Source organism: Kocuria sp. KD4 (assembly GCF_011769905.1).
Taxonomy (GTDB): domain Bacteria; phylum Actinomycetota; class Actinomycetes; order Actinomycetales; family Micrococcaceae; genus Kocuria; species Kocuria marina.
Genome location: NZ_CP050449.1, coordinates 1,920,927 through 1,947,856 on the forward strand (window position 1 = coordinate 1,920,927; position 26,930 = coordinate 1,947,856).

Sequence of the window (26,930 nt, forward strand, 5' to 3'; positions counted from 1 at the left end):
TGACACAAGACATGTCCGTCACAACGTCGAAAAACGCCTGAAATCCGCGGTCTGGTTAGCCCACCTTATAATTTTGATCGATCTGTGTATACATTCGGCGTCATGGCGCGCCGCTACGGCCGCATGGCCAGGACAAACTCCACGGCCCGGTCCAGAAACGCGTCCACCTGTTGTTCCTCGTAGCTGCGCTGACCCTGGGCGGATCGAAAGACCGCCGTCCTCACGAGCCGCGGGTCCACCTCGGGTTCACCGCGCAACGCGTCCATGAGCCGGTCGCACAGCACGTCCACGTCCGCCGCCGCGTAACCCAGCGTGCGGTGCGAACTCGGCCGGCGGAAGCGTTCACCGTGCGGGCGGTTGAGCCGCCCCAGCAACAGCCCGGCCAACAGCTCCAGGTGCTCCTCCCAGCGCCGGGCGCCGTGCTCGGCCACGAACGCGGCCTTCTCGCGCGCGAACAGCTCGTCCTCCACGGCGTCCAGATGGGCATCCACCGCTCCGGGGTCGTAACCGCCCTTGACGCGGTCGAACACGCGCTCGCGCACCTGCCGGCTGCCCAGCCGACGACGCCGCTGCGCCGCCTCCGCGCTCTCGGGTTCACGGTCCGCGTCGGTCGCCCCGGCGGTGTCCGCGGACGCAGCAGAGTCCTCGGCGGTGACGGGGTCCTTGACATCGGCCGGGTCAACGACCGGCTCAGCGACCGTCCCGGGGCCCGCGACCGGGTCCGCGTGGCCACCGGGGGCGGTCGGCGTCGTCGTATGCATGACCGCGGCGAGGCGGTCCAGGAAGTCGTCCACCTGGGCGGGGTCGTAACCCCAGGCCCGCTCGCCGAGGCGATCGAAACGTTGCTGAGTAGTCATACCCGCCCTTTCGCGGCCGGGACGCAACCCGCGAGGGGCGGCGTCCGTGCGTCCCGGGCGCGCGGGCGGTCGGCCCGCGACCGCGTCACCCCAGGACGGTGAACAGTTCGAAGATCACGTAGCCGGTGATCACGGCGAAGACGATGGAGTCGATGCGATCCATCACTCCGCCGTGACCAGGCAGCAGGGTCCCCATGTCCTTGATCCCGATCTCCCGCTTGATCATGGACTCGGAGAAGTCGCCCACGGTGGCCACGACGACGATCGCGACCGCCAGGACCGCGCCCTGCCACCACGGCATCTCCACGAGGAAAAGCGCGCACAGCACGCCCACGACCACGGCACCGCCCACGGATCCACCGAAACCCTCCCACGACTTCTTGGGAGAGATCTTGGGTGCCATGGGGTGTTTGCCCCATACGACCCCCACCGCGTAGCCGAAGGTATCGGAGCTGACGGCCAGCAGGATGATCGTGAGGACCTTGTGGGGTCCGTCCGGGGAATGGTAGAGCAGCACCGCCGTACTCAGCAGGAACGAGGCCCACACGAGCGCGAACACCGAGCCCATGATGGACAGCATCATCCCCTGCTTGGGCCCGAAGGCCCGCCACACCACCACGAGCGTCACGGCGAGCACGAGCGCCATGGACAGCGCCTCCGCCCCGCCGAAGAACGCCGCGAGCGGCATGAGCACCGCTGCGATCACCGCGGGGACCTGCGGGATCTGCACGCCCTTGTAGGTCAGTGACCGCGCGATCTCCCACACCCCGATACCCGCCGCGGTCCCGGCCAGCAGGGCCAGTACGAGCGGGACGAAGAACAGTCCCGTGACGAGCGCGCCGATGAGCACGACGGCCACGGCCACGGCGGCCGGGAGGTTACGGCCCGCCCGCGAGGGGGCCTTGTGCTCGGTGCTGCGCTGTAAGGGGCGGGTGAGGACCTGCCGCAGCGAGCCCGTGGTGACCAGGGGGTCGTGCGCCCGCCCCTGCTCCCCCGCCGGGGCGGGAGACGGCTGGCGGGTGTCGCGGTGCGGGGAGCCGGGGGAATCAGCCGATGCCATCAGGCGCCGAGCAGTTCGGCTTCCTTGTTCTTAAGCAGATCGTCGATCTGGTCGATGTGTTTCTTGGTCGCAGCGTCCAGGTCCTTCTCGCCGCGCTTGCCGTCGTCCTCGCCGACCTCACCGTCCTTGACGAGCTTCTCGATGGCCTCCTTAGCGTGGCGGCGCACGTTGCGCACGGACACCCGGCCCTCTTCCGCCTTGTTCGAGACGATCTTCACGTACTCCTTGCGGCGCTCCTCGGTGAGCTCGGGCATGACCACGCGAATCACGTTGCCGTCGTTGGCGGGGTTCGCGCCGATGTCCGAGTCCCGCAGGGCCTTCTCGATGTCGTTGAGAGCGCTGCGGTCGTAGGGGGTGATCAGCAGGGTGCGGGCCTCGGGGGTCTGGAACGACGCGAGCTGCTGCAGCGGGGTGGGCGTGCCGTAGTACTCCACGAGCAGGCTCGAGAACAGCGCCGGGTTGGCCCGGCCGGTACGAACCGTGGAGAAGTCCGTCTTGGCGGCGTCCACCGCCTTACCCATCTTGGTCGTGGCATCCGAGAGGACATCTGAAATCACGGGTGTTTCTCCTTATGAGCTGGCCGGCCGGCGGTACTGACGCCGGTGGCGACGGTTCGTTCTCCCCACTCTAACGGGCAGGGGGTGGCTGGTCGCGCGATGCGACGGCCCGCGAGACCTTACGGGGTGACCAGGGTCCCGATCTCCTCGCCCAGCACCGCGCGGGTCACGTTGCCCGCGCCCTCCATGCCGAACACGCGCATGGTCACGTTGTTGTCGCGGCACAGCGCGAACGCGGTCTGGTCCATCACGCGGATGTCCCGCGCGATTGCCTGGTCGTATGTGAGGCTCGCGAGACGCTGCGCGTCCGGGTCCTTACGCGGGTCCGCGGTGTAGACGCCGTCCACACCGTTCTTGGCCATGAGGACCTCGCTCGCGTGCACCTCCAGGGCGCGCTGCGCGGCCACGGTGTCCGTGGAGAAGTAGGGCAGGCCCGCACCCGCACCGAAGATCACCACGCGGTCCTTCTCCATGTGGCGGATCGCACGGCGGGGGATGTAGGTCTCCGCGACCTGCTCCATCTTGATGGCGGACTGCACGCGCGTGTCCACGCCGCACTGCTCCAGGAAGTCCTGCAGCGCCAGGCAGTTCATCACGGTGCCCAGCATGCCCATGTAGTCGGCGCGCGAACGGTCCATCCCGGCCTGGGAGAGCTCCGCGCCGCGGAAGAAGTTGCCGCCACCGACCACCACGGAGGTCTCCACGCGGCCCACGGTCGCGGCGATCTGTTCGGCGATCTCACGCACCACCGAGGTGTCCACGCCCACGCTGCCGCCACCGAAGACCTCGCCCGAGAGCTTGAGCAGGACCCTGCGACGTGCCGGTTCGGTGCGCCGCAGCTGCCGGTCCCCGCCGAGGGCCTCGTCCTGGGGTTCCGATTCGATGATGCTGGGCATGGATCCTCCCGGGGGCCGATTCGTGGTCATGAGGCGGCCCGCCCGTGGCAGACCGCCCTCCAGCATACAGAAGCGGCGGGGCACCCCCGGTCCCCCAGTGGTGCCCCGCCGCGTCAGTGCGGGACGCGCGACGGTCTCCCGTCGAGACGTCGCTGTGGGCCTCACGTGCTCGGCGCACGCGGGACCCCGCGAACGGGTGCTCAGGCCCCCACGCGGAACCGCGCGAACGCGGTGGCGGTGGCGCCGGCCTCGGACAGCACCTGGCCCACGGACTTCTTGGCGTCCTTGGCGAAGTCCTGGTCCACGAGCACGACGTCCTTGTAGTAGCCCTTCAGGCGACCCTGGACGATGTTCGGGATGATCTTCTCGGGCTTGCCCTCGTTGCGAGCGGTTTCCTCCGCGACGCGCTTCTCGTTCTCCACGGTCTCCGCGGGGACGTCCTCCTCGGAGAGGAAGGACGGGGACATCGCGGCGATGTGCACGGCAACGTCGTGCGCGGCGGTCTCGGCGTCAGCACCGGACACGGCCAGCAGGACACCCACCTGGGCGGGCAGGTCCTTGGAGGTCTTGTGCAGGTACACGGCCACGTGGTCACCGGCCACACGGGCCACACGACGCACGACGACCTTCTCGCCCAACAGCGCACCGGTCTCGGTCACGAGATCGGAGATGGTCTTGCCGTCCGCCTGGGCGGCCAGCAGGGACTCGAGGTCCGCGGCGTCGGAGGCCACGGCGGCGTCGAGCACCTTGTTGCCGAACTCCACGAACGGGGCGGACTTGGCCACGAAGTCGGTCTCGGAGTTGACCTCGACCATGTAGCCCACGTTGTTCTCGGTGCGGGCCACAATGATGCCCTCGGCGGTCGAGCGACCCTCGCGCTTGGTCACACCCTTGAGGCCCTTGACGCGGATGATCTCCTGGGCCTTCTGGGCGTCACCGTCGGCCTCGTCCAGGGCCTTCTTGACGTCCAGCATCCCGGCACCCGTGCGCTCGCGCAGGGCCTTGATGTCGGCAGCGGTGTAGTTCGCCATGTGAACTCCTCTGTTGTCGGTTCGTCCGTGCCGGGCGCCTCAGGACGTCCGGCACGGTTCCGGTCACCACGATGGGTCACCGGGAAGAATGGAAGGTGAACTCGCTCACCGGCCTCACTCGGCGGCGGGGGCGTCCTTCTGCTCGGTCTCGGCGGGCTGCTCGGCGGCGGGCGCGGTCTGCTCGGCCGGGGCCGCCTGCTCGGTGGTCTGCTCGTTGTGCTGTTCCAGCAGCTCGCGCTCCCACTCGGCCATGGGCTCCTCGGCGGCGTTGGACTTGCCGTTGTTGCGCTCCATAAGGCCCTCGGCCACGGCGTCGGCGATCACGCGGGTGAGCAATGAGACGGAGCGGATGGAGTCGTCGTTACCCGGGATCGGGAACGCGACCTCGTCCGGATCGCAGTTGGTGTCGAGGATCGCGACGATCGGCACGCCGAGCTTCTGCGCCTCGTCCACCGCGAGATGCTCCTTCTTGGTGTCCACGATCCAGACCAGGGACGGGGTCTTGGTGAGGTTGCGGATGCCGCCGAGCGTGCGCTCCAGCTTCTCCTTCTCGCGGCGCAGCAGCAGCAATTCCTTCTTGGTGTACTGCGAGCCCGCGACGTCGTCGAAGTCGACCTCTTCCAGTTCCTTCATGCGGTCGATCCGCTTGGAGACCGTCTGGAAGTTGGTGAGCATGCCACCGAGCCAACGGTGGTTCACGTAGGGCATGCCCACGCGGGTCGCCTGCTCGGCGATCGCTTCCTGCGCCTGCTTCTTGGTGCCGACGAAGAGGATGGTTCCGCCGTGGGCCACGGTCGACTTGACGGCCTCGTAGGCCTTGTCGATGAAGCCCAGCGACTGCTGCAGGTCGATGATGTAGATGCCGTTGCGCTCGGTGAAGATGAAGCGCTTCATCTTCGGGTTCCAGCGACGGGTCTGGTGGCCGAAGTGGACGCCGTTGTCGAGCATCTGGCGCATGGTAACGACAGGCATGTCGTCTCCTCATGAATAATGGACGGCCCGCGGGCCGTCTCGGTGTTTACGGTTGTCGACCGGCCGTGCCGGTCCCTGGCGCGATTCGTGAGTCCTACTCGTGGAGCAGGCTCCCGTGGTTCCATACCGCGACCACCCGGTAACCGGGGCCTCGGACCGAGGACCACGCACCCGGGCGGACCATGTCCGCCGTGGGTTCCCTCGCGCGCGAAGTCAGCCATCCCGCATTGGCGCGCACCCGCGAGCGGGCACGGTGAACCAATGGCAGAGTGACTGCACCCTGTAGGATACAGCATCGCGCGGCGTCCTCGCTCCACATCGGAGCGCCTCCCCGCCCCTTCGGACCGGGCTGCCGCACGCTGTCGTCATGTGTTCCTCCGGTCACGACGACGCCGCCCCACCCATTCCTCCTCGCCCACCCGTTCCAACGGTCCCACCCATTCCCGTGCACCCGCCGTTTCCCGCACGCCCGCCCGGACGGTCCCCGCACCACGCCGTGTACTGCGCTGTGATGGCCGCGGTCCTCGCGCTTGGCTCGCTGCTGGCCCACCCCGCGGCGTGGGCCTCTCCCGACTGGGCCTGGCCCGTGTCCCCGCGCCCGTCGGTGAGCCGGCATTTCGAGGCTCCCGCACAGAAGTGGCTGCCCGGCCACCGGGGTGTGGATCTACACGCTCCCCCGGGCACACCGATACGTGCACCGCAGGACGGGGTCGTGAGTTTCGTGGGTGTCGTCGTGGACCGGGAGGTCCTCACGGTGGAGCATGGCGAGGGGCACAAGTCCTCATTCGAGCCGGTGTCCTCGTCCGTGCGAGTAGGTGACCGGGTGACCCGGGGACAGGTGATCGCCAACGTGGCCACTCCCGGCCACGGCCCGGGCGGGGATACGGTGCACTGGGGTGTGCGGGAGAACGGGGAGTACGTGAACCCGTTGCAATTCGTGGCGGACCTGCGGCCGTCGGTGTTGTTGCCGGTCCCCGGTGAGTGAGACCACAGTGAGCCAGCGTGGCATGTTTTGTAGGGCGGGTGGGGCTTGAACCCACGACCAAAGGATTATGAGTCCTCTGCTCTGACCAGCTGAGCTACCGCCCCCTGTGCGACCGCGAACGGATGTCGAGGTCGCCGCCCTACGCTACCGCATGCGCGGCGCCGCAGGGACCGTCACGCCTCCCCGCCGGTGTAGAGCCGCTCGAACGTATCCAGTGTCTTGGCGAAGGAGTGGCGGGACACCATGTCCCGGCTGCGCTCGCCCATGGCCCGCCGTTGTTCGGGCGGGGCATCGAGGACCAGTTGCAGCTTGGTCGCGAGGTCCCCGGGATTGCCCGGGGAGAAGAGGTACCCGTTGCGTCCCTCGTCCGCGAGGTGGGGCAGCGCGCGGGCGTTGGCGAGCACCACGGGGGTCGAGGCGCTCATGGCCTCGAGCGTCACGAGGGACTGCAGTTCCGCTGTCCCGGGCTGGCAGAACACGTCCGCGCGGAGGTAGGCCGTGCGTAGCTGCTCGTCCGTGAGGAACCCCAGGAAGTGGACCCGGTCCGCGACACCGTGTTCGTGTGCGAGTTTCACGAGCCGGTCCAGCTGTTCCCCCTCCCCCACGATCTCGGCGTGGACGTTCTTCTCCCGCGGGATCAGGGCCACGGCCTCGATGAGTTCGTCCACGTTCTTCTCCACGGCCAGGCGTCCGCAGAACAGTACGATCGGGTGGTCCGGGTGCTCGATCTGCTCCCCCGCGGCGGCTTCGTAGTCACCGACCTGGATCCCGTTGGACACCGCGATCACCCGATCGGGGACACCGTTGTCGACCATGGTGCGCACCGCGAGCGGCGTGGGTGCGGTGATGACGTCGCAGCGGCCGTACACGCGGGCGATGTCCCACCACGAGACCTTGCGGTAGCCGCGCACGAACCACTGCGGGAACGGCAGGAACGGCTCGATGTTCTCGGGGATGAAGTGATTGGTCCCCACGACCCGGACACCACGGCGCACGGCCTCACGGACCACGAGTCGGCCCAGGATGTAGTGGCACTGGACGTGGACCACGTCCGGGCGGACGTCGTCGAACAACCGCGCGACCTCCCGCACGATCTCCCACGGGAAGCACAACCGGAAGTAGGGGTGGGTGAACGCGTGGTGGGAGCGGAATCGGTGCTCGGTCACCCCGGCGTCGTCCATGATCCGGGAGGGGCCGCTCGTGGGCATGGGTGCTGCGACGTGGACCTCGTGACCCCGCTCCAGCATGCCGCGCGCGAGGCGGCGGGCGAACTGCGCGGAACCGTTGATGTCGGGCGGATAGGTCTCAGCGGTGATCAGTATTCTCAAGGCCTTGTGTTCCGTAGGGGGATCAGCGATCGGTGGCGCGTTCGGTTCGTCGGGGTGTCGCCGTGTCTGCAACCGCCCCGCTGGTCACCGCGTCCTGCTGGGCGCGTGCGGCCGCCCGGCGTTGCAGGACCTCGGGGTGGTGTCGCGAGAGCACGACCACGCCGACTATAGCAACGAGACCCGCGAGCCCCATGGCCGTGCCGAGTGCCCCGGTGAAGGAGTCACCGGCCTCTCCCAGGACCACGAGACCCAGGGCCACACCCACCATGGGGTCCACCACGGTGAGCCCGGCGATCACGAGATCCGGTGGTCCGCACGAGTACGCGCACTGCACCATCCACCCGCCCAGCGCGGCGGCGACCACGATCATGAGCACGCTGGTCCACCGGATGTCCGCGAACCCGCTGGACGTGATGGTGGTGGCGGTCAACCGGACGAGCACGGCCACGAAGCCGTAGAGGAGCCCCGCTCCCAAGACGTAGAACATGCTGATCCGGTGCCGGCGCACGAATAGCTCGCACACACCGATGAGCACCACGAGGCCCACGAGCAGGGCGACCACCGTGTTCTCGGCACGCGTTCCGGGTACTTGGGTGGGATCCGTCCCGATCACGGCGCACACCACGAACGTGGCTCCACCCACGCTGCACAGGGCTACGGCGAGCCACGTGCGACGGTTGATGATCAGGTGGCGGTGCCGGGCGTGCAACAGCGTGGTGATGACGAGTGCGATCACCCCGATGGGCTGCACCACGGTCACGGTCGCAAGCGAGAGCGCCGCGACGTTCAGCACCGTTCCGAGGCCCAGCAGCGCGAGTCCGCTGAGCCAGCGTAGATTGCGCACGAGGGGCCACAGCCCCCGCGGCGTCAACGGTCCCTCGGTGTGCCCGGTGACCGCCACGGATTGCGTCTGCGTACCGAGCGCGAGGCACACCGCCGAGCTCAGTGCCAGAGCCACCGCGATCCACTGCATCACCGATTCATCACGTCCTCCGTCACGGTCTCATCGTAGAGCTCGGGGGCGCGGCGGGCCTGGGAGTTCACCGCATGTTCGCACCGGGGCACGAGGGATCCCATACCGCCGGATGAGACGCACCGGAGCCGGAGGAGTCGCGCACCCGAGTACGCCCCCGGACACGGTGGAGGCCGGGTCGCGACGATGGCGACCCGGCCTCCGGCACGGCTGGCGACTCACGCGAGCCGCGCACCCGATTACTTCTTGAGCAGCTTGCGCAGGAACACCAGGAACGCGGACCCGGCGGCCACAGCGACCGCGAGGGGCTGCCAGCGCTCGCTCAGGACGTCCTGGGCGGACGTGGAACCGGCGGGACGGACCCCCTGGGAGCCCCCCTTGGACGCAAAGGTCTGCTTGACCGACTCCTGGGTCTGGGTGAACGTGCGCTGGGTGCGGTCCACGAAGCCCTGCGTGGCGGCCTGGACGGAATCGGCGCGGTTCTGGGCGTCGTCGCGCAAGCTCTTGAGGTGCTCGCGGCGCAGCTTGAGGCGGTGGCGCAACTGCTCCTCGGTGGGCTTGACGGGCTTGACCTGGTTGAGGTCGTTGGCCGCCTCCTCCTTCTCCCGCTGCTTCTTCTGTTCGGCCTCGTTCACCTCACGCTGGACACGGCCCTCGTTGTACGCGGAGCCCTCCTTGACCACACCGACGTCGTAGCGCAGCCCGAAGAGGGCCTTCTCGGGCATGAGCGGCAACGCGCTCTTGATCTTGGCGACCCCGATCAGCGCGAGCACGGCCAGGATGATGAGGAACAGCAGCGCGAGCAACAGCGCGGCCAGCCACGCGGGCATCACGTGGGACAGGCCCGCGATGGCGGCACCGATCAGGGCAATGACGGCGAGCCCCAGGAACACGAGACCGACCACCGCGAGCGCGGCGCCCACGCCCACCTTGATGCCCTTCTCCTTGAGCTCCAGGAACGCGAGCTGGGCCTCATCTTTGAGCTGCTTGGGGAGCAATCGGGTGAAGACCTTGACGACGTCCATGATGGACGCGGCACCCGGCTTCGTGGTGGTGCGAGTTCTTGCCCCGGACGTGTGTCCTGTGTGGCCGGATGAATGCCCGGTGCTGCCGGACGAGTGACCGCTGTTGGGGTCCGCTGCATGGCTCATGCCGCCTCCGATGAGTACGTGGTGGTGCTGAACGGTTGATCTGATTTCAAAATACCATTCGGCCGCGCGCCCAGCGGGCAGGGACGGGCGCGACACCTCGGGCGTGACGGGGCTCGGAGCAGGTCAACCACGGGGGGCTGTGGAAAACTGAAATCGTTCATTGAAAGCAGATTCCTCCACATAAGTCAACATTATGAGCTATTCAAAATCACGCATGATTCACCAAAGATCTTATTGTTGGGTGATTTCTTCGAGAGGGTTCACGGCCCCGCAGATCGAGGCTCCCGCGTCCGACGTCATCGACTGGCGCCGCCACATCCACGCCCACCCGGAGCTGTCCTACAAGGAGCACGCGACATCCGACTTCGTGGTGGAGAAACTCACGAGCTTTGGCCTCTTCCCCGAGCGCCCCACCGAGACCTCGGTGACGGTACTGATCCAGGGCCGGGGGCCGGGTAGGACAGTGGCGTTGCGCGCGGACCTGGACGCCCTGCCTTTGCAGAGGAGACCGGGGACTCGTTCGCCTCCACGGTGAACGGTGTCATGCACGCGTGCGGTCATGACACCCACACGGCCATGCTGCTGGGCACGGCCCGGGTGCTGAGCGGCCTCACGGACAGTTTCGACGGCGCCGTCACGCTGATTTTCCAGCACGCAGAGGAGACTCCCCGGGCGGCGCCAAGGAGCTCGTGGGTCAGGGCGTGCTCGAGGGCGTGGACGCGATCTTCGGGGTGCACATGGCGAACCAGGCCACCGGCACGATCTCCGCGCGCAAGGGTGTCACCTCCACCGTGGCGGGCGGCTTCTTCGCGACTATCAAGGGCCAGGGTTCCCACGCTCCCATGCCGCAGAACTGTGCGGACCCGGTGCTGGTCGCCGCGCAGATCACGGTCGCGCTGAACACGATCGTCTCCCGCAGCGTGGCCCCCGACCACATGAACGTGGTCAACGTGGGCATGATCTGGGCGGGCGGAGCCCCCGACGTCATCCCGGACACCGCCCGGATCGGCGTATCCATGCGTACGGTCGCGGACGAGGACTGGGAGGTCCTCGGGTCCCGCGCGACCGACATCGTGGAGGAAACGTGCGCCGCCTACGGTGCCACGGCCACGTTCGAATGGGCGGACGGCTACCCCGTGATCGTCAACGACGACGACGTCGCGCAGATCGGCTACGACGCCGCGGTGTAGGCCCTGGGCGAGGACAAAGTCTCCTGGGGCCCGGGCACGTCCGCCTCCGACGACTTCCGCCGGGATCGGCATGATCCTGGTGTACGGGGTCCTCTCCCCGTTCGTGGTCGTGCGCGACCTCCGGTAGATGTACTTCCTGCTGGCCGTCCTGCTCGTGGTCGCCACGCTCATGTTCGTCACATTCGTCCCGGCGGCGCCGGAGCTGCCGGGCGACGGCGCGGCGTCGTCCTCTGCCGCTGCAGGCACGGAGGAGGGTGCCAACTCGAGTGCGAAGAAGGACGTCTCGATCCTCGACGCCTGGAAGAATCGCAACTCCCTGGTGCTGGGGCTGTGCCTGCTGCTCAACAACCTGGTGGGCGTGGGGCTGCTGACGTGGCTCGCCACGATGTACTCGCAACAGTTCTGGATCACCCCTGCCGGGTGGCAGTACATGGTCGTGATCCTCGGTTACGGGCTCTCGCTGTGGGTCGCCACCTCCACCGGGCCCGGCGTAGTGAAGAAGTGGTTCGAGAACAACGAGAAGGTGTTCATGCTGATCATGTCCGTGATCGGCGCGGAGCTCATGATCGTGGCCGTGATCATCCCCAATCTGTGGGGCTCCGCGTTCGCGGCCATCAACACCGGGGCGTTCGTGGGCGGCATGACGCAGGGCGCGCTGATCGGCGCCGTCGTGGACGCCGGGGGGTACACGACCGCGTTCGTGGTACTGGGTGCACTGCTCGTGCTCGGTGGTCTCGCTCCGTTCCTGCTCCGGGAACCCCGCACCCCGCTCGATCCGCAGGGTCCGCGCGCGACGGGGCCCGATGCAGACGCGACGACACCCCCGGGCGAACCCCACGCGGGCGTGGACGCGGCCGCGGGCACCACGGGCCGACCCGACTCCCGGCGATGAGCCCCGCCGGGAGAGGGCCCGTCAGGCCACGGTGGCAGCGGCGCGACCGCTCGCCGTCGTGGCCTGTTCCGTGTCCAGGTGACCGTCCTGCATGCTCACGCATGCGTCCGCGAGGGGGACGAACTCGGTGTCGTACGTGACCACGAGGGACGCCAGGCCGAAGGTGTGGGTCAGATCCGCGAGCAGTTCCATGACGCTGTGGGACCGCGCGTGGTCCAGCGCCGCGGTGGGCTCGTCCACGAGCAGCAGGTGCGGCCTATTCATGAGCGCCCGGGCGATGTTGACGCGCTGACGCTGCCCACCCGAGAGCTGATGGGGGCGGCGGTCCGCGCAGTTCTCGAGCCCCACCTGTGCGAGCAGTTCGCCCGCCCGAGCGCGGGCCCGCGCAAGCTCCTTGCCCCTGGCCCCGGCCACGTGCGCGGCGAGTACGAGTTGTTCGCGGGTGGTCAGCGAGGCCAGGAGATTGGGTTGCTGGAACACCATGCCCGTGTGCTCCCGGCGGACCCCGGCGAGTTCGCGTTCGGGGAGCTCCTCGAGCCGACGGCCCGCCACGGACACCGAGCCGGAACTCGGGCGGACCAACCCGGCGGCCACGGCGAGCAGCGAGGACTTGCCGGACCCGGACGGGCCCACGAGCGCCGTCATGGTGCCCGCGGCCAGCTCGAGGGACACACGGTCCAGAGCTCGCACCGTGCGGGGTTCGCCCTGCTCGTCCGTGCCGTCCGGGTACTCCAGGCAGAGGTCGGTCACCCGGAGGGCGTGATCGTCGGTCGAGTACTCATGCGGCCCGTCCGGGCGTGTCGCTGCGGTGTGGTTGTCCATGGGGTCTCCTGCGCGGTGACGGGGGTGACGATCGGAATGCATGCTCAGTTGCCTCCCAGGGCGATCATCGGATCCACGGTGGACACGCGGCGCACGGCGAGCACGGACCCGATCAGTCCCAGCGCCAGGACACCGGCCACGGGCAGCGCCATGGTCGTAGCGCTCAGCACGAACGGGACCACGGACCCGGCGAGCGCACCGCCGGCGATCCCCAGGCCGCCGCCCACGAGCACGCCGATCGTGAGCACCACGACGGCCTGGAGCAGGGAATCCCGCACCACGTAACCACGGCTCGCGCCGAGAGCGCGCAGCACAGCAATGTCCCGGGTGCGCTGGATGGTCCACACGGTCAGGAAGGAGATCACCACCAGGGCGCTGATGCCGTAGAGGAAGCCCTGCATCATGCGCAGCGAGCCCTGCTCCGACTCGTAGGCGGGCAGCGCCGCGAAGGCGTCCCCGGTGTCCATGGCCACGGTTGCGGTGCGCTCCGTGACCCCCTCGGGCACGGTGTCCGTGGTAAGGGCCAGGGCGGTGGCCTGCTCGGGGTCGTCGGTGTGGGCCACGGCGGGAAAGTCCCCCATGCTGAGCCACACGACCGGCACGTGGCTGTAGTACTCGTCCGCCACGACCCCGGTGACCTTCAGGGACGTGCCGGCCAGGGTCACCGCGTCCCCCACGCCCACGGTCATCTCGCGAGCCAGCGTCTCACTGAGCACGACGGTGCCGTCCTGTGGGTGGGTGACCCCGTTGACGGCGCTCAGGCCGGGCGCGAGCCGCGAGCCAGGTTCGAGCGCGACACCGGCCACGGAGGTGGCCGACGCGGCGTCGGCGGAGGAGTTCGCCCCGTCCCCAGCCCGCGCGGTGGTCTGCACGAGGCCGAGCCGCTCCACGTGGTGCGCGCCCACGGTGTCACGCCACGCGCGCGTTTCGTCCGCGGTGATCCGGGACGTCGTGAAGGACGGGTCGGACGCGTCCCCCGCCGGGGCGCTGAGCACGAACCGCTGCGCCTGCAACCGTTCCAGGGCCGAGGTGTTCTGGTGGCCCAGCCCGTTGGTCAACCCGGTGAGCAGTACGAGTAACAGCGTGATCAGGGCCACGACGGTCGCGAGCAACGCGAACCGCCCCTTGGCGAACGTGATGTCCCGTAGGGACAGGTACATGGTGATCTCCGATGGGTCGAGAAACTGTTCCCCTCAAGCCTCGCGGGACGCGGCCGCCGGCGGATCGCCCCGCGGGTGGAGACCGTCCCGCCCCTCGGGGGATGCCGCTCTCAACCAATCGGTTGACCCGCCACTCGCGTCACATGCGTAGCATGGCGGGAGACCCGGCCGTGCCGTGCGCGCTGCTCGCCGATGGCGGCATCCGCCCGATCGCCGCGCGGCGATCGGGACGCTGCGTCTTGGTCGGGGCACCGCACTCGTGCGACCGCGCCCGGGACTCGGGCAGGACGACGACGCCGTCCCCGGCACACCGCTCCGACCAACCAGTCCACCGCACGACCCGGAAAGGAGCCCCCGAGTGCGCGAGGACCTCTCCACCCCCGCCGTGCTGAGCGCCCTGCGGGTCACGTTGCACGTGAGCTTCGCGGCGCTGTTGGTGCTCGCCGCCGTGCGCGCGGTGCTGCACCTGAGCCGGGCCCCTGGCGGCGGGTCGATGATCGCCGTCGTCCTGGGACTGAGCGTGCTGCTCGCGGCGGTCTACCTCGCGGGGACCCTGGTGGAGAACCGTGTGGCACGGGGTCGTGCGAGCCGGGAATCCCTGCGGTGGGGTCCCGGGTGGCTCGGTCTCATCGCGGCGCTGTGGGCCGCGCTGGCCCTGCTGAGCCCGGACTTCTCGTGGGTCGCGTTCCCCCTGTTCTTCCTGTGCCCCGTGGTACTGCCCACCGCGGCGGCGCTGGTCGCGATCATGGTGCTCACCGGCGTCGTGGTGCTCTCCCAGTACCTACATGCCGCCCCGGGAGCGTTCACGGCGGGAATGGCGCTCGGACCCGCGATCGGTGCGATCGTCGCGCTGCTCGTGAGCTTCGGGTACCGCGCACTGTACGAGGACACCCGCCGCCACGTGCGCGCGATCCGCGATCTCGAATCCACGCGAGCCGAGCTGGCGCGCCAGGAACGGGACGCGGGGACCATGGCCGAGCGCGACCGGTTGTCCCGCGAAATCCACGACACCCTGGCCCAGGGGCTGACCTCGATCGTGCTAGTCTCACGGGCCGCACAGCGCTCGCTGGAGCGCGCCGAGCTCGACGCGGCCCGCGCGCAACTGGCCACGATCGAGGACACGGCCGCGGCCGACCTCGCGGAGGCGCGTCGGTTCGTACGGGACCTCGCCGCGCCGGCACCGGGTGACTCCCTGCCCGCCGTCCTCGCGGAGGTGTGTCACCGCACCCGGGAGGCGGCCCGCGCCGTGGGCGCGCCGCTCACGTGCGAGTTCACGGTGGAAGGTGCCGTCCCCGAACTGCCCGCCCCGCAGCGCACCCTGTTCGTGAGGGCAGCGCAGTCCACCCTCGCGAACGTGACCTCGCACGCGCGGGCGTCACGCGCCGTCGTGACCCTCGCGGGCTGGGACGACGCCGTGACGCTGGACGTCGTGGACGACGGCGCGGGCTTCAGACCGCGTTCCGCCGCCAACGACGCACGCAACGACAGCTTCGGACTGGCCCACCTGCGACGCCGCGCGCACGAGCTCGGGGCCGTCCTGACCGTGGAGTCCGAACCCGGCGCCGGAACGGCCGTGAACCTGCGGTTGCCCCTGCCCGCGCCCGAAGCCACCCGCCCCCTGCCGAATGGAGATTCGTCATGACCACCCGCGTATTGCTCGTGGACGATCATCCCGTGGTGCGCGCCGGGCTGCGCGCGGTGCTCGAATCGGTGGGTGACATCGTGGTCGGCGCCGAGGCGCCGGACGGACGCGTGGCGCTCGAGATGCTGTCCCGCGCGGGCGGCTCCGTGGACGTGGTGGTCATGGACCTGCAGATGGGTTCCGGGATGGGCGGGCTGGACGCGACCCGGCGCATTGTCGCGGCGGGCGGGCCCCCGGTGCTGATCCTCACGACCTACGACACCCAGGCGGACATCGTCGCCGCGCTCGAGGCCGGCGCGACCGGTTACCTCCTCAAGGACTCGCAGCCCGAGACCATCGGTGCTGCCGTGCACGACGCCGCCGCGGGCCGCCCCGTGCTGTCCCCCTCCGTCACGGCGCGGCTCATGCAGCGGGTGCGTTCCCCCGGCACGTCGCTGAGCGCGCGGGAGATCGAGATCCTGCGCGGGCTCGCCACGGGCGCGTCCAACAGGGCCCTGGCCAAGGAATTGTTCATCTCGAAAGCCACCGTGAAGACGCACCTTGTACACATCTACGACAAGCTCGGGGTGGACAACCGGACGGCGGCGGTCAACCGTGCGCGGGAAGAACACCTGATCTGACGGATGCGATCACGGCGGCGATCCGCTCGGGGTGATCCACCATGACGAAGTGACCGCTGCGTCGCAACACGATCGTGTGCACGGGCGCTTCCCGGGACAGGTAGGTGGCCCGGGCGAGCACATGGCGCACCCACCGGGTGACCCCGATCCGCGGCAGCCGTCCGTTCGCGGCCACCACCAGGACGTCCAGGTCCGGGTCCAGGGGCGTGTGGGCGGCCAGTTCCCGCAACCGGTTCATGCACGCCACGTAGCCCGCGAGTTCCCGCAGGGACCCCATGAGGAAGTTCGGGGATGCCAGATCCACGCGCAGCTGCGGCCACGAACGCATGAGGCGTCCGCGTCCGGGCACGAGTCGCCCGGCCACGACGGGGCCCACCACACGCCACGCCGGAGCAGCACACGATGACCGGCTCGGAGCCCGCATCGAGGATCCGCACGGGGCCGCCCATAACTTCGCGGGTGCTGACATGATCCCCGATGCCCGACGGCTCGGAACCGTTGTTCTTTTCGTTGCGAGTTCCCGTGCGCGCAACCGCTGGGCGACGGGCACACCGGCCGCGGCGATGAGCCACACCGCGTTTGCGGGAGGTCATCACTTCGCGGGCCCGTCCGTTTCTCGCGTACCGTTCGGGAGAGCGCGCCACAGGGTCCGCAGCCGCGCAGAGGAGAACGCCGTCACCCCGGCGAGCACCACCCCGACCTCTGCGTCCACGGTTCGCAGCACGGTGGCCCCGGGGAGGTCCGCGACGACGTACTCGGACACGAAGGACGTCAACGGGTGCAGTTCCCGGTTCACGAGCGGATAGAGGACCCACACCGAGTACAACAGCGCCGCTACGGCGCACAATCGGCGAGAAGCCAGAGTCACGGAACCGGGTCACCCGCCTGAGTCGTGGGCCGCACATATGGGACAGCCGCCGAGTCTACTAGGCGGCGGCTCCCGGAGGCGGGTGCCGCCCTGGATACGACGGAGGCCCCCTTCCGTACTGGAAGAGGGCCTCCGTGGTGGCTCCCCCGACTGGACTCGAACCAGTAACCCTTCGATATGGTTCTAGCGATTGTAGACCCCTAGGGTTCTGCGGAATCTCGCAGAAAACGGCCATATGGAGGTCACTAGAAGTCACGCAATGTCACCTGAATGTGTGCCCGTAGTGTGCCCTCCGAAAGCCGGCCGAACCCAGATCTTCATCCGCGCCCTGGAGTAGGGGCGCTGGAGCCGGTCCACATAGTGGGCCTCGGTGATGCGCGTGGAGGAGTGCCCCAGCTGCGCGGAAGCCGCGCGCAAGTCGTCGGCGGCGAGCACCGTCGCCACGGTAGAGCGCAAGTGGTGCAGCTGCACATGTTCGAAGCCGGGCACGCGCACTTGGCGCCACGCCGTTCCCATGTTCTGCGGCTCTAGGAGCCCACCTGTCTCCGAGGCTAGGACGTAGCCGGTGCGCTCGGACGCGGGCATCCAAGACCGCATCTCTACAGCCATCTGGGACTGCTGCATGGGTTGGTGACATCTGATCTGTGACGCTGTGAGGTGTCACTGGAAGGATGAGCACCGTGCCCAAACCCTTACCCCCAGGAGTTCCGCGACGATGTCGTGAACGTCGCCCGCGACCGTGAACCCGGCCAGACCATCAAGCAGATCGCTTCGGACTTCGGGATCGCCGAGTCCTGCCTACGCAACTGGATGCGCCAGGCCGATGTCGAGGCCGGTCCTGGGCCCGGAACAACCGCGGCCGAAAATGCCGAACTGCGCGAGGCGAAGAAGCAAATCCGGTTGCTCGAGCAAAAGAACGAGATGCTGCGCCGGGCCGCTGCCTATCTGTCCCAGGCGAACCTGCCGAGAAAAGGAGGTACCCGCTCGTCCGCGAGCTGGCCGATGACGGGATCCCCGTCACGGTGACGTGCCGGGTCCTCAAGATCGCCCGCCAGCCGTACTACCGGTGGCTGCAGGCGCCCGTGACCGCCTCCTACCCGACCGCGGCGCACCGCGCGAACGCGCTGTTCGGCGCACACCGGGACGACCCGGAGTTCGGGTATCGGTACCTGCACGAAGAGGCCGCCGAGGGCAAGCTCTACCTCTGCGCGGTCAAGGACGTCTACTCCAACCAGATCGTGGGCTACTCGATCGACTCGCGGATGAAGTCACGGCTGGCGGTCGCGGCGCTGAATAGCGCCGTGGCCAGGCGAGGTGACGTGACCGGCTGCGTGCTACACACCGACCAAGGATCCCAATTTCGCAGCCGTAAGCATGTCCACGCGCTAGGCTGCCACAGCATGCTCGGATCGATGAGACGGGTCGGCGCGGCCGGTGATAATGCCGCGATGGAGAGCTTCTTCACGTTGCTGCAGAACAACGTGCTGGACCGCCGCCCCTGGGCCACCCGACAGGAGTTACGAATCGCGATCATCACCTGGATCGAGAGGACCTACCACCGTCGGCGCCGACAGACAGCCCTGGGCCGATTGACCCCCATTGAATACGAGACCATCATGACCACAGTCGCCGCTCAGACAGCCTGACCCACCCTGTCACCTATCAGTGCATCAGTCCCCCTGACGCAGCCCTCGGCCGTTGCCTTGCCCGGTTCTCTGGGGGTGAGCCTGCCCCCCCCGAGGAAGGCAGGCCGCCCGCAGCTTTCTTAGTCGTCATGTTGCTGAACCGTACTGGAGTTGGTCGCTGGTACCCCAGACACACTGAGGTACATGAGTTCACGGTGAAGGCTGTGTCGGAAACAATGACGGCATGGGAACGCACGCGTGGCGCAACTGGCGGGCTAGCCTCCAGCCAACGACGGAGATACCTGCCCGTTACGAGGACGCTATTTATTCTGATGCTCGCTTTCTCGGCGAGAGGCTCGAGTTGGGGCCGTACACCATCTTGCCGACCTTCGCGAGCACCGCCCCCATGCCAGTGGCCCTGGTGCTCCGATGTGAGATGCGCAGGTCCTTGGAGCCGGGTCTCATCGACCACGCGACCGGCAAGCTGCTCCCGGCGGACTCCAGCGGCTACCACGGCGGCACGGTGTCCGATGAACTCGCCGCCCTGCTCTCCTTGGCGTTGGGCGTGAGGTGCCGTGCCGGAGGCACGGTCCGGGTGTGGGGCTTGCCCGACGACGACCCCGCCGGCTACCCGATGGAGCTGGACCGCCAGCACCTTAGTCGACCCGGGCCGCCGGGCCTGGAAGTCCTGCCCAACGTGGTCCGGCAGGTCGAGTTCGCGGACGCCTCGGACCTGCTCTCGACCTTCCCCCATCTGGGTTCTGAGGATGCCTCCGCCCTTGCCCGAGCAGCGCGACTGTACGCCAACGCCTTGTGGTGGGCCAACGAGGACACGAACTTTGCCTGGCTGCAGATGGTGGGAGCCGTGGAAGCCGCGGCCGCCCGCCGCAACGAGGCCGGGCAGCAGCCTCTCGGCACCTTGGAGGAGCTCCAGCCCCGCCTGTGGGAGGCGCTGGACGGAGCGCCGAAAGAGAATAAGCAAAAGGTCGCGGAACTTGTGGTGCGGCAATCTAGTGCCACCCGAAAGTTCTTGGGTTTCGTGGAACACTTCGCCCCACACGCGCCGCAACCGCGCCCCGCCTTCGGCCTGGACTGGACGCGCTTGCGCCAACACCTGAGGATCATCTACGACCACCGCTCCCGGGCGCTGCACGACGGCCGGCCATTTCCCCACCCGATGCTCGACAAACCCATACAGGGACCGGACGGACAGCCCAGTGAGGTGCCTGTGGGCATGTCCGCAGCGGCCAAGGGCAGCTCATGGCTGGCGAAAGAGATGCCGATGTTGCTGCACACCTTCGAGTACATCGCCCGAGGAGCCTTGCTTAACTGGTGGCACGATCTCGCACCTGTCGTGAAGAGCCAGCCCTCATAATACGGGCGCTTCGTACCCTTTCTGACTACGTACGGACGGCGACACCCCTTCTCCGACTCCTTGGGAGCGCCCATGTCGTCCACCGTCCAGCCGCGTGGTCCCGGCTGCCTGCCGGTCCTGCTCCTCGCCGCCGTCCCTCTGGGGACCTTCCTCTACGACGGGCCGCGCCTGGCACCCGCCGGCGGCCTGCTCGTCGGCCTCGCCCGATGGGTCAGCTGGGCCTTCTGGCTTACGGCCACCCTCGCCTCCCTAGTGGTGGCGCAGCCGCTGGGTTGGCTGCTGCTGGGGTTCTTCGTCTTGTCTGTCCACCCGCGTCGAATCCTCGTCGCGAGGGTAGGTTTCAGCCCTCGCCTGCGTGACTCCGCGCTCGTCCTGTGGCGTCTCGGCGGCCGGTCGGTGGCTCGTGGCGGCCACAGCCGCCACCGTTGTCGCTGCGCCCATGGTCACCCTCCTCGACGCCTCCTGGGATGTTGCGCTGGCCCTCCAGGCCGGTGCCGTGATCGTACTGCTGGTGCTCTCCACCGTCTCGGCGTGGCGCTACGCGGACCGGGCGCGGAACGCCCTCGACGTCGAGGGTCCGGAGTAGGTCAGGACTTCTCGAGGTGCGCCTGGACCCGGCGCGCGAAGATGTCTGACGCCTCATCGTAGACCGTGAGGCGATCCTTCTGCTTCGCCGCGTTGTCGGAGGACAGTGCGAGGTCCTGCAGTTCTCGCGCCGGTATGACGAGCCCGGGTGCCAGCAGGCGGAACTCGATGACGACGCGGTTCATCTTCCGGTTCGCCGCGGCGGCCTGTTCGGTATTAAGCCGCAGTTGCTCCGGTATGGATTGCTCGAGCACCCGAGCCTCTTGGGCGGAGTGGAGGTCCTTCGTGCGCTTGAGGCGCTCCACCTCGGCCTCATAGTGGTACTGCGCGGATAACGCCGACACCATGTCCAATCCCGCTTCGATCAGGTCCACGGCCGCCTCCTGCACCGCGTGTCGGCGTTCACCCTCCCGCTGCCGTTCCTCCACGGTGTGGTCCCGGCGCAGCCCGGCCACGTAGTTCAGCACAGCCGTGGTGACGGCGGACGCCACCACGGCGGCTGCGGCGATCACCGCGGCCCAGGTCTGCGGACTCAACGAGGCGACTTCATCCATAAGGCGCATACTCCCATGACCCCGACTCCGGGCTGCAGGTGTGTTATCTGGGCTGGCGTGTCGGCGGCATCCACCGCCGCGGCGGAGTGAAAATGGGGTTATGTCTTGGACCTGGCTCGCAGCCCTCGTGCCCTTCTTCTCCGCCATCGTGGGGGCCGCGGTCGGCGGCCTGGTTGTCCACCGGACCGCGCTGGCACGGGATGCGCGCAACGAACAGCGGGCCCGGCGGGTCGAGCATCTGATCTCCGCCTATCAGCGCCTGTCCGCGGCCTCCAACCGCGAAGGCAACCTCACCCCCGAACAGGCAGCTGATCTCGAGGCCGCACTCAGCGAAGTGATGCTGCTGGGACAGCGCACCGAGATCGGGGCCGCCCGCGCCTTCATGGTCACCTTTGCCACGGAAGGGGGCGCAGAGCTGGATCCGCTGCTGATAGCTCTGCGCTCGAGCCTACGTGAGGAACTCGGGCTGGACCCGACGCCGTTGCCCAATCCCTACAGCATCCGCCTGTTGCCCTGAAGCCTGTGAGAGAAGGGCAAACCGTGCCCTATCCGTGCCCGCAGCCGGGTATGAAACAGCCCCTCACCGGTGTTTTTCCTGGCGAAGGGCTGTTTGGTGGCTCCCCCGACTGGACTCGAACCAGTAACCCTTCGATTAACAGTCGAATGCTCTGCCAATTGAGCTACGGGGGAATGTACGCACTGCTGCGCAACGAGACGATACTTTACCGCCCCGTCGCGGCTTCCTCAAATCGAATCCCCGCCACCACCCGCAAGCGCCACACCCCTCTGAGTCGGGGTCACACCCCGGTGAGGCTGCGCCGCTGCAGTTCGAGGTCCAGCAGTTCGCGGTTGAGCTGTTGGTACAGCTCGGGTTCTCGTTGCGCGTTCAACCGGTTGAGGTGAGCCAGCTTGTCCGACTTCGCCCGGTTGATGTGCATCTCCACGAGCGAGGTGAGCACGCCCACCGCGTAGTTGCGCATTTGTTGCTCGGTGGCCGCGGGTAGCGGCGTGACGGACAGTTGTGCGAGGTAGCCGTGCAGCGGTTCGGGCAGGTGGGCGCGCACGTGTTCGAGCCACGCGCGACCGCCCTCACCGTGATAGTCCTCGTCCGCGCGGGCGGCCACCACGGCATCGTGCAAGACCTGGTGCACCCGGTACGTCATGCCGGCGGAATCGAAATGCTCCCAGTAGCCGTCCGGCACGAGGTCCGGGAGCTGGAGCACCACTTCGAGCGCCTCCCGTTCCATCCGGGACACGGGCTCGCGCGGATCCGGCAGCTCGGGCGCCTCGGGCCGGTGGTTCTCACCGGGGGCCGAGCCGGGCCCGGAGACAGGCCCCGAGCCATGCCTCGATCCGGCCGAGTCACCGCGGTGGCCACGAGCATCCGGACGGTCCGGGGTCGACCCCTGACCGCGCCCCCGCCCCGATTCTCCCCGGCCGTTCTCACTGCGGGAGGCGGCGTCGACGGCGCGCAGCACCTCGTCCGTCTCGATCCCCAGCCACCCGGACAGCTCCCGCGCGTACGCGGGGCGCAGGGCGGGGTCACGGATCCCGGCCACGATCGGGGCGCACGCCCGCATGGCGCGGAGCCGACCCTCGAGGCTGTTGACGTCGTACTCGCGGATCGTGGCTTTCAAGGCGAACTCGAACAGCGGGGTGCGGGACTCCACGAGATCACGCACGGCCACGTCCCCGCGGGTCAGGCGCAGGTCACACGGATCCATCCCGTGGGGCTCGACCGCCACGTAGGTCTGGGCCACGAACCGCTGGTCCTCCTGGAAGGCGCGCAGCGCGGCCTTCTGTCCGGCGGCGTCGCCGTCGAACGTGAACACGACCTCTCCCCCGGCGGAGTCGTCCGAGAGGAACCGGCGCACGATCTTGATGTGGTCCGCGCCGAACGCGGTGCCGCACGTGGCCACCGCCGTGGTGATCCCGGCCAGGTGGCACGCCATGACGTCCGTGTACCCCTCCACGACCACGACCTGTTTGGTCTTGGCGATCGGCCGTTTGGCCAGGTCAATGCCGTAGAGCACCTGGGACTTCTTGTAGAGCTGGGTCTCGGGGGTGTTGAGGTACTTGGGGCCGGGGTCGTCGTCGTAGAGCTTGCGTGCCCCGAACCCGATGACCTCCCCCGCGACCGCGCGGATGGGCCAGATCAGCCGCCCCCGGAACCGGTCGTAGAGTCCGCGGTTGCCCTCCGAGACCATGCCGGTGAGCTTGAGTTCCTGGTCCGTGAACCCGTGATTGCGCAGGTGCTGCAACAGGTGGGACCACCCCTGCGGTGCGTAGCCGATCCCGTAGGTGCGAGCGGCGTCGTGATCGAAACCTCGCTCCCCCAGGAACCGCTGGGCCGCGGCGGCCTGCCGGGTGTAGAGGTTGCGTTGGAAGAACTCCGCGGCCACCTTGTGTGCGTCGAGCAACCGCTGTCGACGCCCTACTTCCTCCCGGTTGGGTGCGGAACCCTGCTCGTAGTGCAGCTCGTACCCGATTCGGGCGGCCAACCGTTCCACGGTCTCCGAGAACGGCGTGTGGTCCATTTCCATGAGGAAGGAGATGACGTCCCCGGACTCGTCGCACCCGAAGCAGTGGTACGTGCCCAGTTGGGGGCGCACGTGGAAGGACGGCGTGCGTTCGTCGTGGAAGGGGCAGAGTCCCTTGTACGAACCGATGCCCGCGGGCTTGAGGGTCACGTACTGTTCCACGACCTCGCGGAGGTCCGTGCGCGCACGGACCTCGTCGATGTCTTCACGCTTGATCAGTCCGGCCACTCGGCCAGTTTAGGCACCCCGTCAAACCGGATCGCGCACTCGTCACGGATGTGCAGCGGCCCCCGCACGGTGCGCTCGTGGCGCAGCGTGCGGGAGCCGATGCAGCGGACCGGAACGACTGGTTAACGGGCCCGCGAGGACACGCGATGACTCCGGCCACGGCGTCACCGAACGGTCCCGCGACGAACAGGGCGCGGGGTCAGCGAGCCGCCGGGGCATCGTCGTTCCCGCCGACCACCATGCGGCGGTCCGGGGCACCCACGGTCTTGGACCCAACCATGGCCAGGCTGCCCAGGGCACCGACCGCGGCGAACGCGAAGAACCCCCACGGGTACGCGAGCCCGGCACCCAACAGCGTGCCGCCCACGATGGGACCGCTGATCGCGCCGAGACGCCCCACCCCGGCGGACATGCCCAGGGCGGTCGCGCGCACGCGCGGCGGGTGGTTGGTCGCGGTGAACGCGTACACGAGCACCTGGGAAGAGAACACGAAGCACCCGGTCAGGAACACCATGACGTAGATCCCGGCCACGGGCAGCCGGATCGCGAGGGCCGCGAGCAGCACGGCCGAGGCCGCGAACCACATGATGCTCGCGATGCGGGGGGTAATCCGGTCCGCCACGCGGCCACCGATCCACAGCCCCACCACGGCGCCCACGTTGAGGATGAGCAGGAAGCCCAGCGCGTTGCCGAGGTCGTAGTCCGCGGCGCGCATGATCTGCGGCAACCACGTGTTGAGCCCGTACACGAGCAGCAGACCCATGAAGGACGCGATCCAGATCACCACGGAGTTGCGCGCGTACGTGCCGCTCAACAGTAGGGCCGCGCCCTTCTTCTCGGCCCCCACCTGGGCCGACGGCGCTGCGGCACCGCGCGCGCCCGAGGCCGCGGGGGCGGCGTCGCCGATCTCCAAGGGCACGTTGTAGTGCGTGGCCACCCGGCGGGCATCCTCGAGGCGGCCCTTGGACGCGAGGTAGGACGGGGACTCGGGCAGGAACACGAGCATGAGCGGTACGAGGATCAGGGCGGGCAGCGCGCCCGCGATGAACATGGTGTGCCACGTGAAGTGGGACAGCACCCAGATCGCGAGCGCCGCGGTGAGCACGGCACCCACGTGGTAGCCGGTCATCATGACCGTGGTGGCGTGGGAGCCGCGGCCGGGGCGGGAGAACTCGGTGACCATGGAGATGCCGGTGGGCAGGCAACCGCCCAGGCCCAGGCCCGCGAGGAAGCGCAGGATGCCGAACCACAGGACGGTCGGGGCGAACGCGGCGGCGAACGTGAGCACCGAGAACACGATCACGGCGCCGATGAGCATCTTGCGCCGGCCCCAGCGGTCCGTGAGGTAGCCCATGCCCAGGGCGCCGACCATCATGCCGAACAGACCGGCGGTCGCGACCGCGGTGGCCTCACCGGTGGTCATCCCCCACGCCTGGTCCGCGAGCAGGGCGGGCATGACGGCGCCGAGCACCACGGCGTCGAAACCGTCGAGCAGCACCGCGATCCAACACAGCGGAGCCACCCAGGCGGCGGATTTCAGGACGAGCCCACGCGATGGGGCGGCGGTTTCGGCACTCACGGGATCACTTCCGGTCGTGGGGAGGGAACACGGTGATCTTAGTCTCACGCGGACGTGACGCACCCGATTTTCCCGATCAACGGGACGCGATGTGGGGCACAGAATCGATGCCGCCGGACCTCACCAGAGCGGCTTGTCCCCCGTGCGCCAGTTGGTGCCCCGGATCCGGTCGTGCAGCGCGACCGCGGAGCGGTCCGTGAGGCACGCGATCTGATCGACCACGAGCCGCAACCGGGCGGCTTCACTGCCGGGACCGTCCCCCAGGGCACGCCAGTCCGCGGCAAACTCGGGCGCCAGGAACCGCCCATCCGTCTGCATCAGGGCGTCGACGAGGATCGTGAGGATTTCGTGCTGGTTGTCGTAGAGGGGCAGGGCGTCCCGCACGGTCATCACGAACGCGGTCGCGATGCCCTTGAGCACCCCGATCTCGAGCTCCGTCTCGCGCGGGACCACGAGGGACGCCCGGTACCGGGTGAGCCGGTCGTCCCCGGCCACGTCCCGGGTGGCCTCGACCGCGGACATCGCGAACCGGCCGATCAACTGGCTCGTCATGTTCTTCAGTCGTGCCAGATCCGCGCGTGTCCCGTGCAGACGGGGAATCCACACGGATGAGGACTCGAGCCGGGACAGCGCGGCGTCGAGCTCGTCCTCCGTGGCCGCGGGCAGATACCAGCTGCGGGTGCACTCGATGACCCGGTGACGGTGCGCGGGTTGTGTGAGGTTCTCGAGCTGCAGGGCGTGGGCCGCGACCGCGTCCTCGACGTCGTGGACGCTGTAGGAAATGTCATCCGCGAGATCCATGACCTGGGCCTCGATGCACTTGCGTCCGGGCACCGCGCCCGCACGGAACCACTCGAACACAGGCAGGTCGTCCTCGTAGGCTCCGAACTTGCGGTTGGGGCGCCCGTCCGGCCGGGGCGGGGCGTCCGCCGCGCTCCACGGGTACTTGCACGTGGCGTCGAGTGTCGCGCGGGTGAGGTTGAGCCCCGCGGGCTCCCCCGACGGCGCGATGATCTTGGGCTCGAGCCGCACGAGCAGGCGCAGGGTCTGGGCATTACCCTCGAAGCCCCCGATTCCGCGGGTCAGCTGCGCGAGCGCCGTCTCACCGTTGTGCCCGAACGGCGGGTGACCGAGGTCGTGGGACAGGCACGCGGCGTCCACGACGTCCGGATCGCACCCGAGCGCCTTGCCCAGCTCGCGCCCGATCTGGGCGACCTCGAGCGAATGGGTGAGCCGGTTGCGCACGAAGTCGTCCGACTGCGGCGAGACCACCTGGGTCTTGGCCGCGAGCCTTCGCAGCGCGGAACTGTGCAGCACGCGCGCGCGGTCCCGCTCGAAGTGGCTGCGATGGCGGTTGTGGTGGTTCTCGACGACGAACCGCTCGGTGTCGGTGTGCTCGTAGTCCGGGGGCAGGATCGCCAGACAGTCGGGGGTGTGCAG

Annotated in this window: 27 protein-coding genes, 2 tRNA genes and 2 pseudogenes; 11 read left to right on the forward strand and 20 right to left on the reverse strand. The window is 68.6% G+C overall.

The features are described from left to right. Positions 1 to 113: 113 nt before the first annotated feature. The 6 genes from HBK84_RS08630 to rpsB form a co-directional block, all read right to left on the reverse strand. A complete protein-coding gene (locus HBK84_RS08630; protein ID WP_167318670.1) occupies positions 114 to 857 on the reverse strand; it encodes a DivIVA domain-containing protein in 744 nt (247 codons plus the stop codon). An 85-nt stretch (positions 858 to 942) separates the two neighbouring features. Further along, positions 943 to 1,917, reverse strand: a complete 975-nt coding sequence (locus HBK84_RS08635) for a phosphatidate cytidylyltransferase (protein WP_167318671.1) — start codon at positions 1,915 to 1,917, stop codon at positions 943 to 945. Next, positions 1,917 to 2,474, reverse strand: a complete 558-nt coding sequence (frr, locus tag HBK84_RS08640) for a ribosome recycling factor (RefSeq protein WP_035963538.1) — start codon at positions 2,472 to 2,474, stop codon at positions 1,917 to 1,919. Before frr ends, HBK84_RS08635 begins: the two co-directional genes overlap by 1 nt. Before the next feature lie 119 nt (positions 2,475 to 2,593). Next, entirely contained in the window at positions 2,594 to 3,370 is a 777-nt protein-coding gene (gene pyrH / locus HBK84_RS08645; protein ID WP_064845980.1) for a UMP kinase, read from the reverse strand. 200 nt (positions 3,371 to 3,570) lie between these two features. Then, complete coding sequence (gene tsf, locus HBK84_RS08650) at positions 3,571 to 4,401, reverse strand: translation elongation factor Ts (RefSeq protein ID WP_064846724.1); 831 nt, start codon at positions 4,399 to 4,401, stop codon at positions 3,571 to 3,573. 114 nt (positions 4,402 to 4,515) lie between these two features. Then, positions 4,516 to 5,373, reverse strand: a complete 858-nt coding sequence (gene rpsB / locus HBK84_RS08655) for a 30S ribosomal protein S2 (RefSeq protein WP_167318672.1) — start codon at positions 5,371 to 5,373, stop codon at positions 4,516 to 4,518. 511 nt (positions 5,374 to 5,884) lie between these two features. On the opposite strand from rpsB, the gene HBK84_RS08660 reads away from it, so the two are divergent. Continuing rightward, complete coding sequence (locus tag HBK84_RS08660; protein WP_167318673.1) at positions 5,885 to 6,358, forward strand: M23 family metallopeptidase; 474 nt, start codon at positions 5,885 to 5,887, stop codon at positions 6,356 to 6,358. Positions 6,359 to 6,388: 30 nt separating this feature from the next. On the opposite strand, the gene HBK84_RS08665 is transcribed toward HBK84_RS08660, so the two are convergent. The 4 genes from HBK84_RS08665 to HBK84_RS08680 all read right to left on the reverse strand — a co-directional run bounded on the left by HBK84_RS08665 (position 6,389) and on the right by HBK84_RS08680 (position 9,810). Beyond that, positions 6,389 to 6,462: transfer RNA gene (locus tag HBK84_RS08665), tRNA-Ile, on the reverse strand. A gap of 69 nt (positions 6,463 to 6,531) precedes the next feature. After that, positions 6,532 to 7,686, reverse strand: coding sequence for a glycosyltransferase (locus HBK84_RS08670; protein ID WP_206069142.1), 1,155 nt, complete (start codon positions 7,684 to 7,686; stop codon positions 6,532 to 6,534). Between the two features lie 22 nt (positions 7,687 to 7,708). Beyond that, on the reverse strand, positions 7,709 to 8,659 hold the full coding sequence (locus tag HBK84_RS08675) for a DMT family transporter (RefSeq protein ID WP_167318674.1): 951 nt from the start codon (positions 8,657 to 8,659) through the stop codon (positions 7,709 to 7,711). 239 nt (positions 8,660 to 8,898) lie between these two features. Further along, a complete protein-coding gene (locus tag HBK84_RS08680; protein ID WP_167318675.1) occupies positions 8,899 to 9,810 on the reverse strand; it encodes a phage holin family protein in 912 nt (303 codons plus the stop codon). 241 nt (positions 9,811 to 10,051) lie between these two features. On the opposite strand from HBK84_RS08680, the gene HBK84_RS08685 reads away from it, so the two are divergent. From HBK84_RS08685 to HBK84_RS08695, 4 genes and pseudogenes are all read left to right on the forward strand, one after another. Further along, positions 10,052 to 10,345 (forward strand): amidohydrolase, encoded by a 294-nt coding sequence (locus HBK84_RS08685; protein ID WP_144998878.1) that lies wholly within the window; start codon positions 10,052 to 10,054, stop codon positions 10,343 to 10,345. Between the two features lie 8 nt (positions 10,346 to 10,353). Beyond that, positions 10,354 to 10,422: pseudogene (locus tag HBK84_RS13140) on the forward strand (hypothetical protein); the annotation flags it as partial. A gap of 77 nt (positions 10,423 to 10,499) precedes the next feature. Then, entirely contained in the window at positions 10,500 to 11,000 is a 501-nt protein-coding gene (locus tag HBK84_RS08690; protein WP_240918912.1) for a peptidase dimerization domain-containing protein, read from the forward strand. Positions 11,001 to 11,127: 127 nt separating this feature from the next. Next, entirely contained in the window at positions 11,128 to 11,892 is a 765-nt protein-coding gene (locus HBK84_RS08695) for a hypothetical protein (protein WP_167318677.1), read from the forward strand. 21 nt (positions 11,893 to 11,913) lie between these two features. Here the strand turns inward: HBK84_RS08695 and HBK84_RS08700 are convergent, their stop codons facing one another. Continuing rightward, positions 11,914 to 12,714 carry an ABC transporter ATP-binding protein gene (locus tag HBK84_RS08700; RefSeq protein ID WP_167318678.1) on the reverse strand — a complete coding sequence of 267 codons (801 nt, stop codon included), beginning with the start codon at positions 12,712 to 12,714 and terminating at the stop codon, positions 11,914 to 11,916. Positions 12,715 to 12,758: 44 nt separating this feature from the next. After that, a complete protein-coding gene (locus HBK84_RS08705) occupies positions 12,759 to 13,874 on the reverse strand; it encodes an ABC transporter permease (protein WP_167318679.1) in 1,116 nt (371 codons plus the stop codon). 358 nt (positions 13,875 to 14,232) lie between these two features. Between HBK84_RS08705 and HBK84_RS08710 the strand changes: the two genes are divergently transcribed. Both HBK84_RS08710 and HBK84_RS08715 read left to right on the forward strand, forming a co-directional pair. Next, positions 14,233 to 15,516 carry a sensor histidine kinase gene (locus HBK84_RS08710; protein ID WP_167318680.1) on the forward strand — a complete coding sequence of 428 codons (1,284 nt, stop codon included), beginning with the start codon at positions 14,233 to 14,235 and terminating at the stop codon, positions 15,514 to 15,516. Next, positions 15,513 to 16,136 (forward strand): response regulator transcription factor, encoded by a 624-nt coding sequence (locus tag HBK84_RS08715; protein WP_167318681.1) that lies wholly within the window; start codon positions 15,513 to 15,515, stop codon positions 16,134 to 16,136. Before HBK84_RS08710 ends, HBK84_RS08715 begins: the two co-directional genes overlap by 4 nt. On the opposite strand, the gene HBK84_RS08720 is transcribed toward HBK84_RS08715, so the two are convergent. The 3 genes from HBK84_RS08720 to HBK84_RS13145 form a co-directional block, all read right to left on the reverse strand. Then, positions 16,105 to 16,464, reverse strand: a complete 360-nt coding sequence (locus tag HBK84_RS08720) for a hypothetical protein (protein ID WP_167318682.1) — start codon at positions 16,462 to 16,464, stop codon at positions 16,105 to 16,107. The genes HBK84_RS08715 and HBK84_RS08720 overlap by 32 nt on opposite strands. Before the next feature lie 264 nt (positions 16,465 to 16,728). Beyond that, entirely contained in the window at positions 16,729 to 17,004 is a 276-nt protein-coding gene (locus HBK84_RS08725; protein WP_167318683.1) for a hypothetical protein, read from the reverse strand. Between the two features lie 252 nt (positions 17,005 to 17,256). Next, entirely contained in the window at positions 17,257 to 17,628 is a 372-nt protein-coding gene (locus HBK84_RS13145) for a tyrosine-type recombinase/integrase (protein ID WP_370520523.1), read from the reverse strand. A gap of 96 nt (positions 17,629 to 17,724) precedes the next feature. On the opposite strand from HBK84_RS13145, the pseudogene HBK84_RS08730 reads away from it, so the two are divergent. The 3 genes and pseudogenes from HBK84_RS08730 (at position 17,725) to HBK84_RS08740 (ending at position 20,590) form a co-directional block, all read left to right on the forward strand. Then, positions 17,725 to 18,650: pseudogene (locus HBK84_RS08730) on the forward strand (IS3 family transposase). 223 nt (positions 18,651 to 18,873) lie between these two features. Beyond that, on the forward strand, positions 18,874 to 20,004 hold the full coding sequence (locus tag HBK84_RS08735; RefSeq protein WP_167318684.1) for a hypothetical protein: 1,131 nt from the start codon (positions 18,874 to 18,876) through the stop codon (positions 20,002 to 20,004). Between the two features lie 439 nt (positions 20,005 to 20,443). Then, the gene (locus HBK84_RS08740; RefSeq protein ID WP_167318685.1) at positions 20,444 to 20,590 is read left to right on the forward strand and encodes a hypothetical protein; all 147 of its coding nucleotides are present in this window, start codon (positions 20,444 to 20,446) and stop codon (positions 20,588 to 20,590) included. 1 nt (position 20,591) lies between these two features. Here the strand turns inward: HBK84_RS08740 and HBK84_RS08745 are convergent, their stop codons facing one another. After that, complete coding sequence (locus HBK84_RS08745) at positions 20,592 to 21,143, reverse strand: hypothetical protein (RefSeq protein WP_167318686.1); 552 nt, start codon at positions 21,141 to 21,143, stop codon at positions 20,592 to 20,594. 100 nt (positions 21,144 to 21,243) lie between these two features. Here HBK84_RS08745 and HBK84_RS08750 point away from each other — a divergent pair, with 100 nt between their 5' ends. Beyond that, positions 21,244 to 21,660 (forward strand): hypothetical protein, encoded by a 417-nt coding sequence (locus HBK84_RS08750; RefSeq protein ID WP_167318687.1) that lies wholly within the window; start codon positions 21,244 to 21,246, stop codon positions 21,658 to 21,660. 97 nt (positions 21,661 to 21,757) lie between these two features. Here HBK84_RS08750 and HBK84_RS08755 read toward each other — a convergent pair. From HBK84_RS08755 to HBK84_RS08770, 4 genes are all read right to left on the reverse strand, one after another. Beyond that, positions 21,758 to 21,833, reverse strand: a tRNA-Asn gene (locus HBK84_RS08755). Positions 21,834 to 21,940: 107 nt separating this feature from the next. Continuing rightward, positions 21,941 to 23,911, reverse strand: a complete 1,971-nt coding sequence (gene dnaG, locus HBK84_RS08760) for a DNA primase (protein WP_167318688.1) — start codon at positions 23,909 to 23,911, stop codon at positions 21,941 to 21,943. Between the two features lie 199 nt (positions 23,912 to 24,110). Further along, positions 24,111 to 25,490: an aromatic acid/H+ symport family MFS transporter gene (locus tag HBK84_RS08765; RefSeq protein ID WP_167318689.1), complete on the reverse strand. Its 1,380-nt coding sequence runs from the start codon at positions 25,488 to 25,490 to the stop codon at positions 24,111 to 24,113. Between the two features lie 120 nt (positions 25,491 to 25,610). Beyond that, on the reverse strand, positions 25,611 to 26,930 hold the full coding sequence (locus HBK84_RS08770) for a deoxyguanosinetriphosphate triphosphohydrolase (RefSeq protein WP_167319177.1): 1,320 nt from the start codon (positions 26,928 to 26,930) through the stop codon (positions 25,611 to 25,613).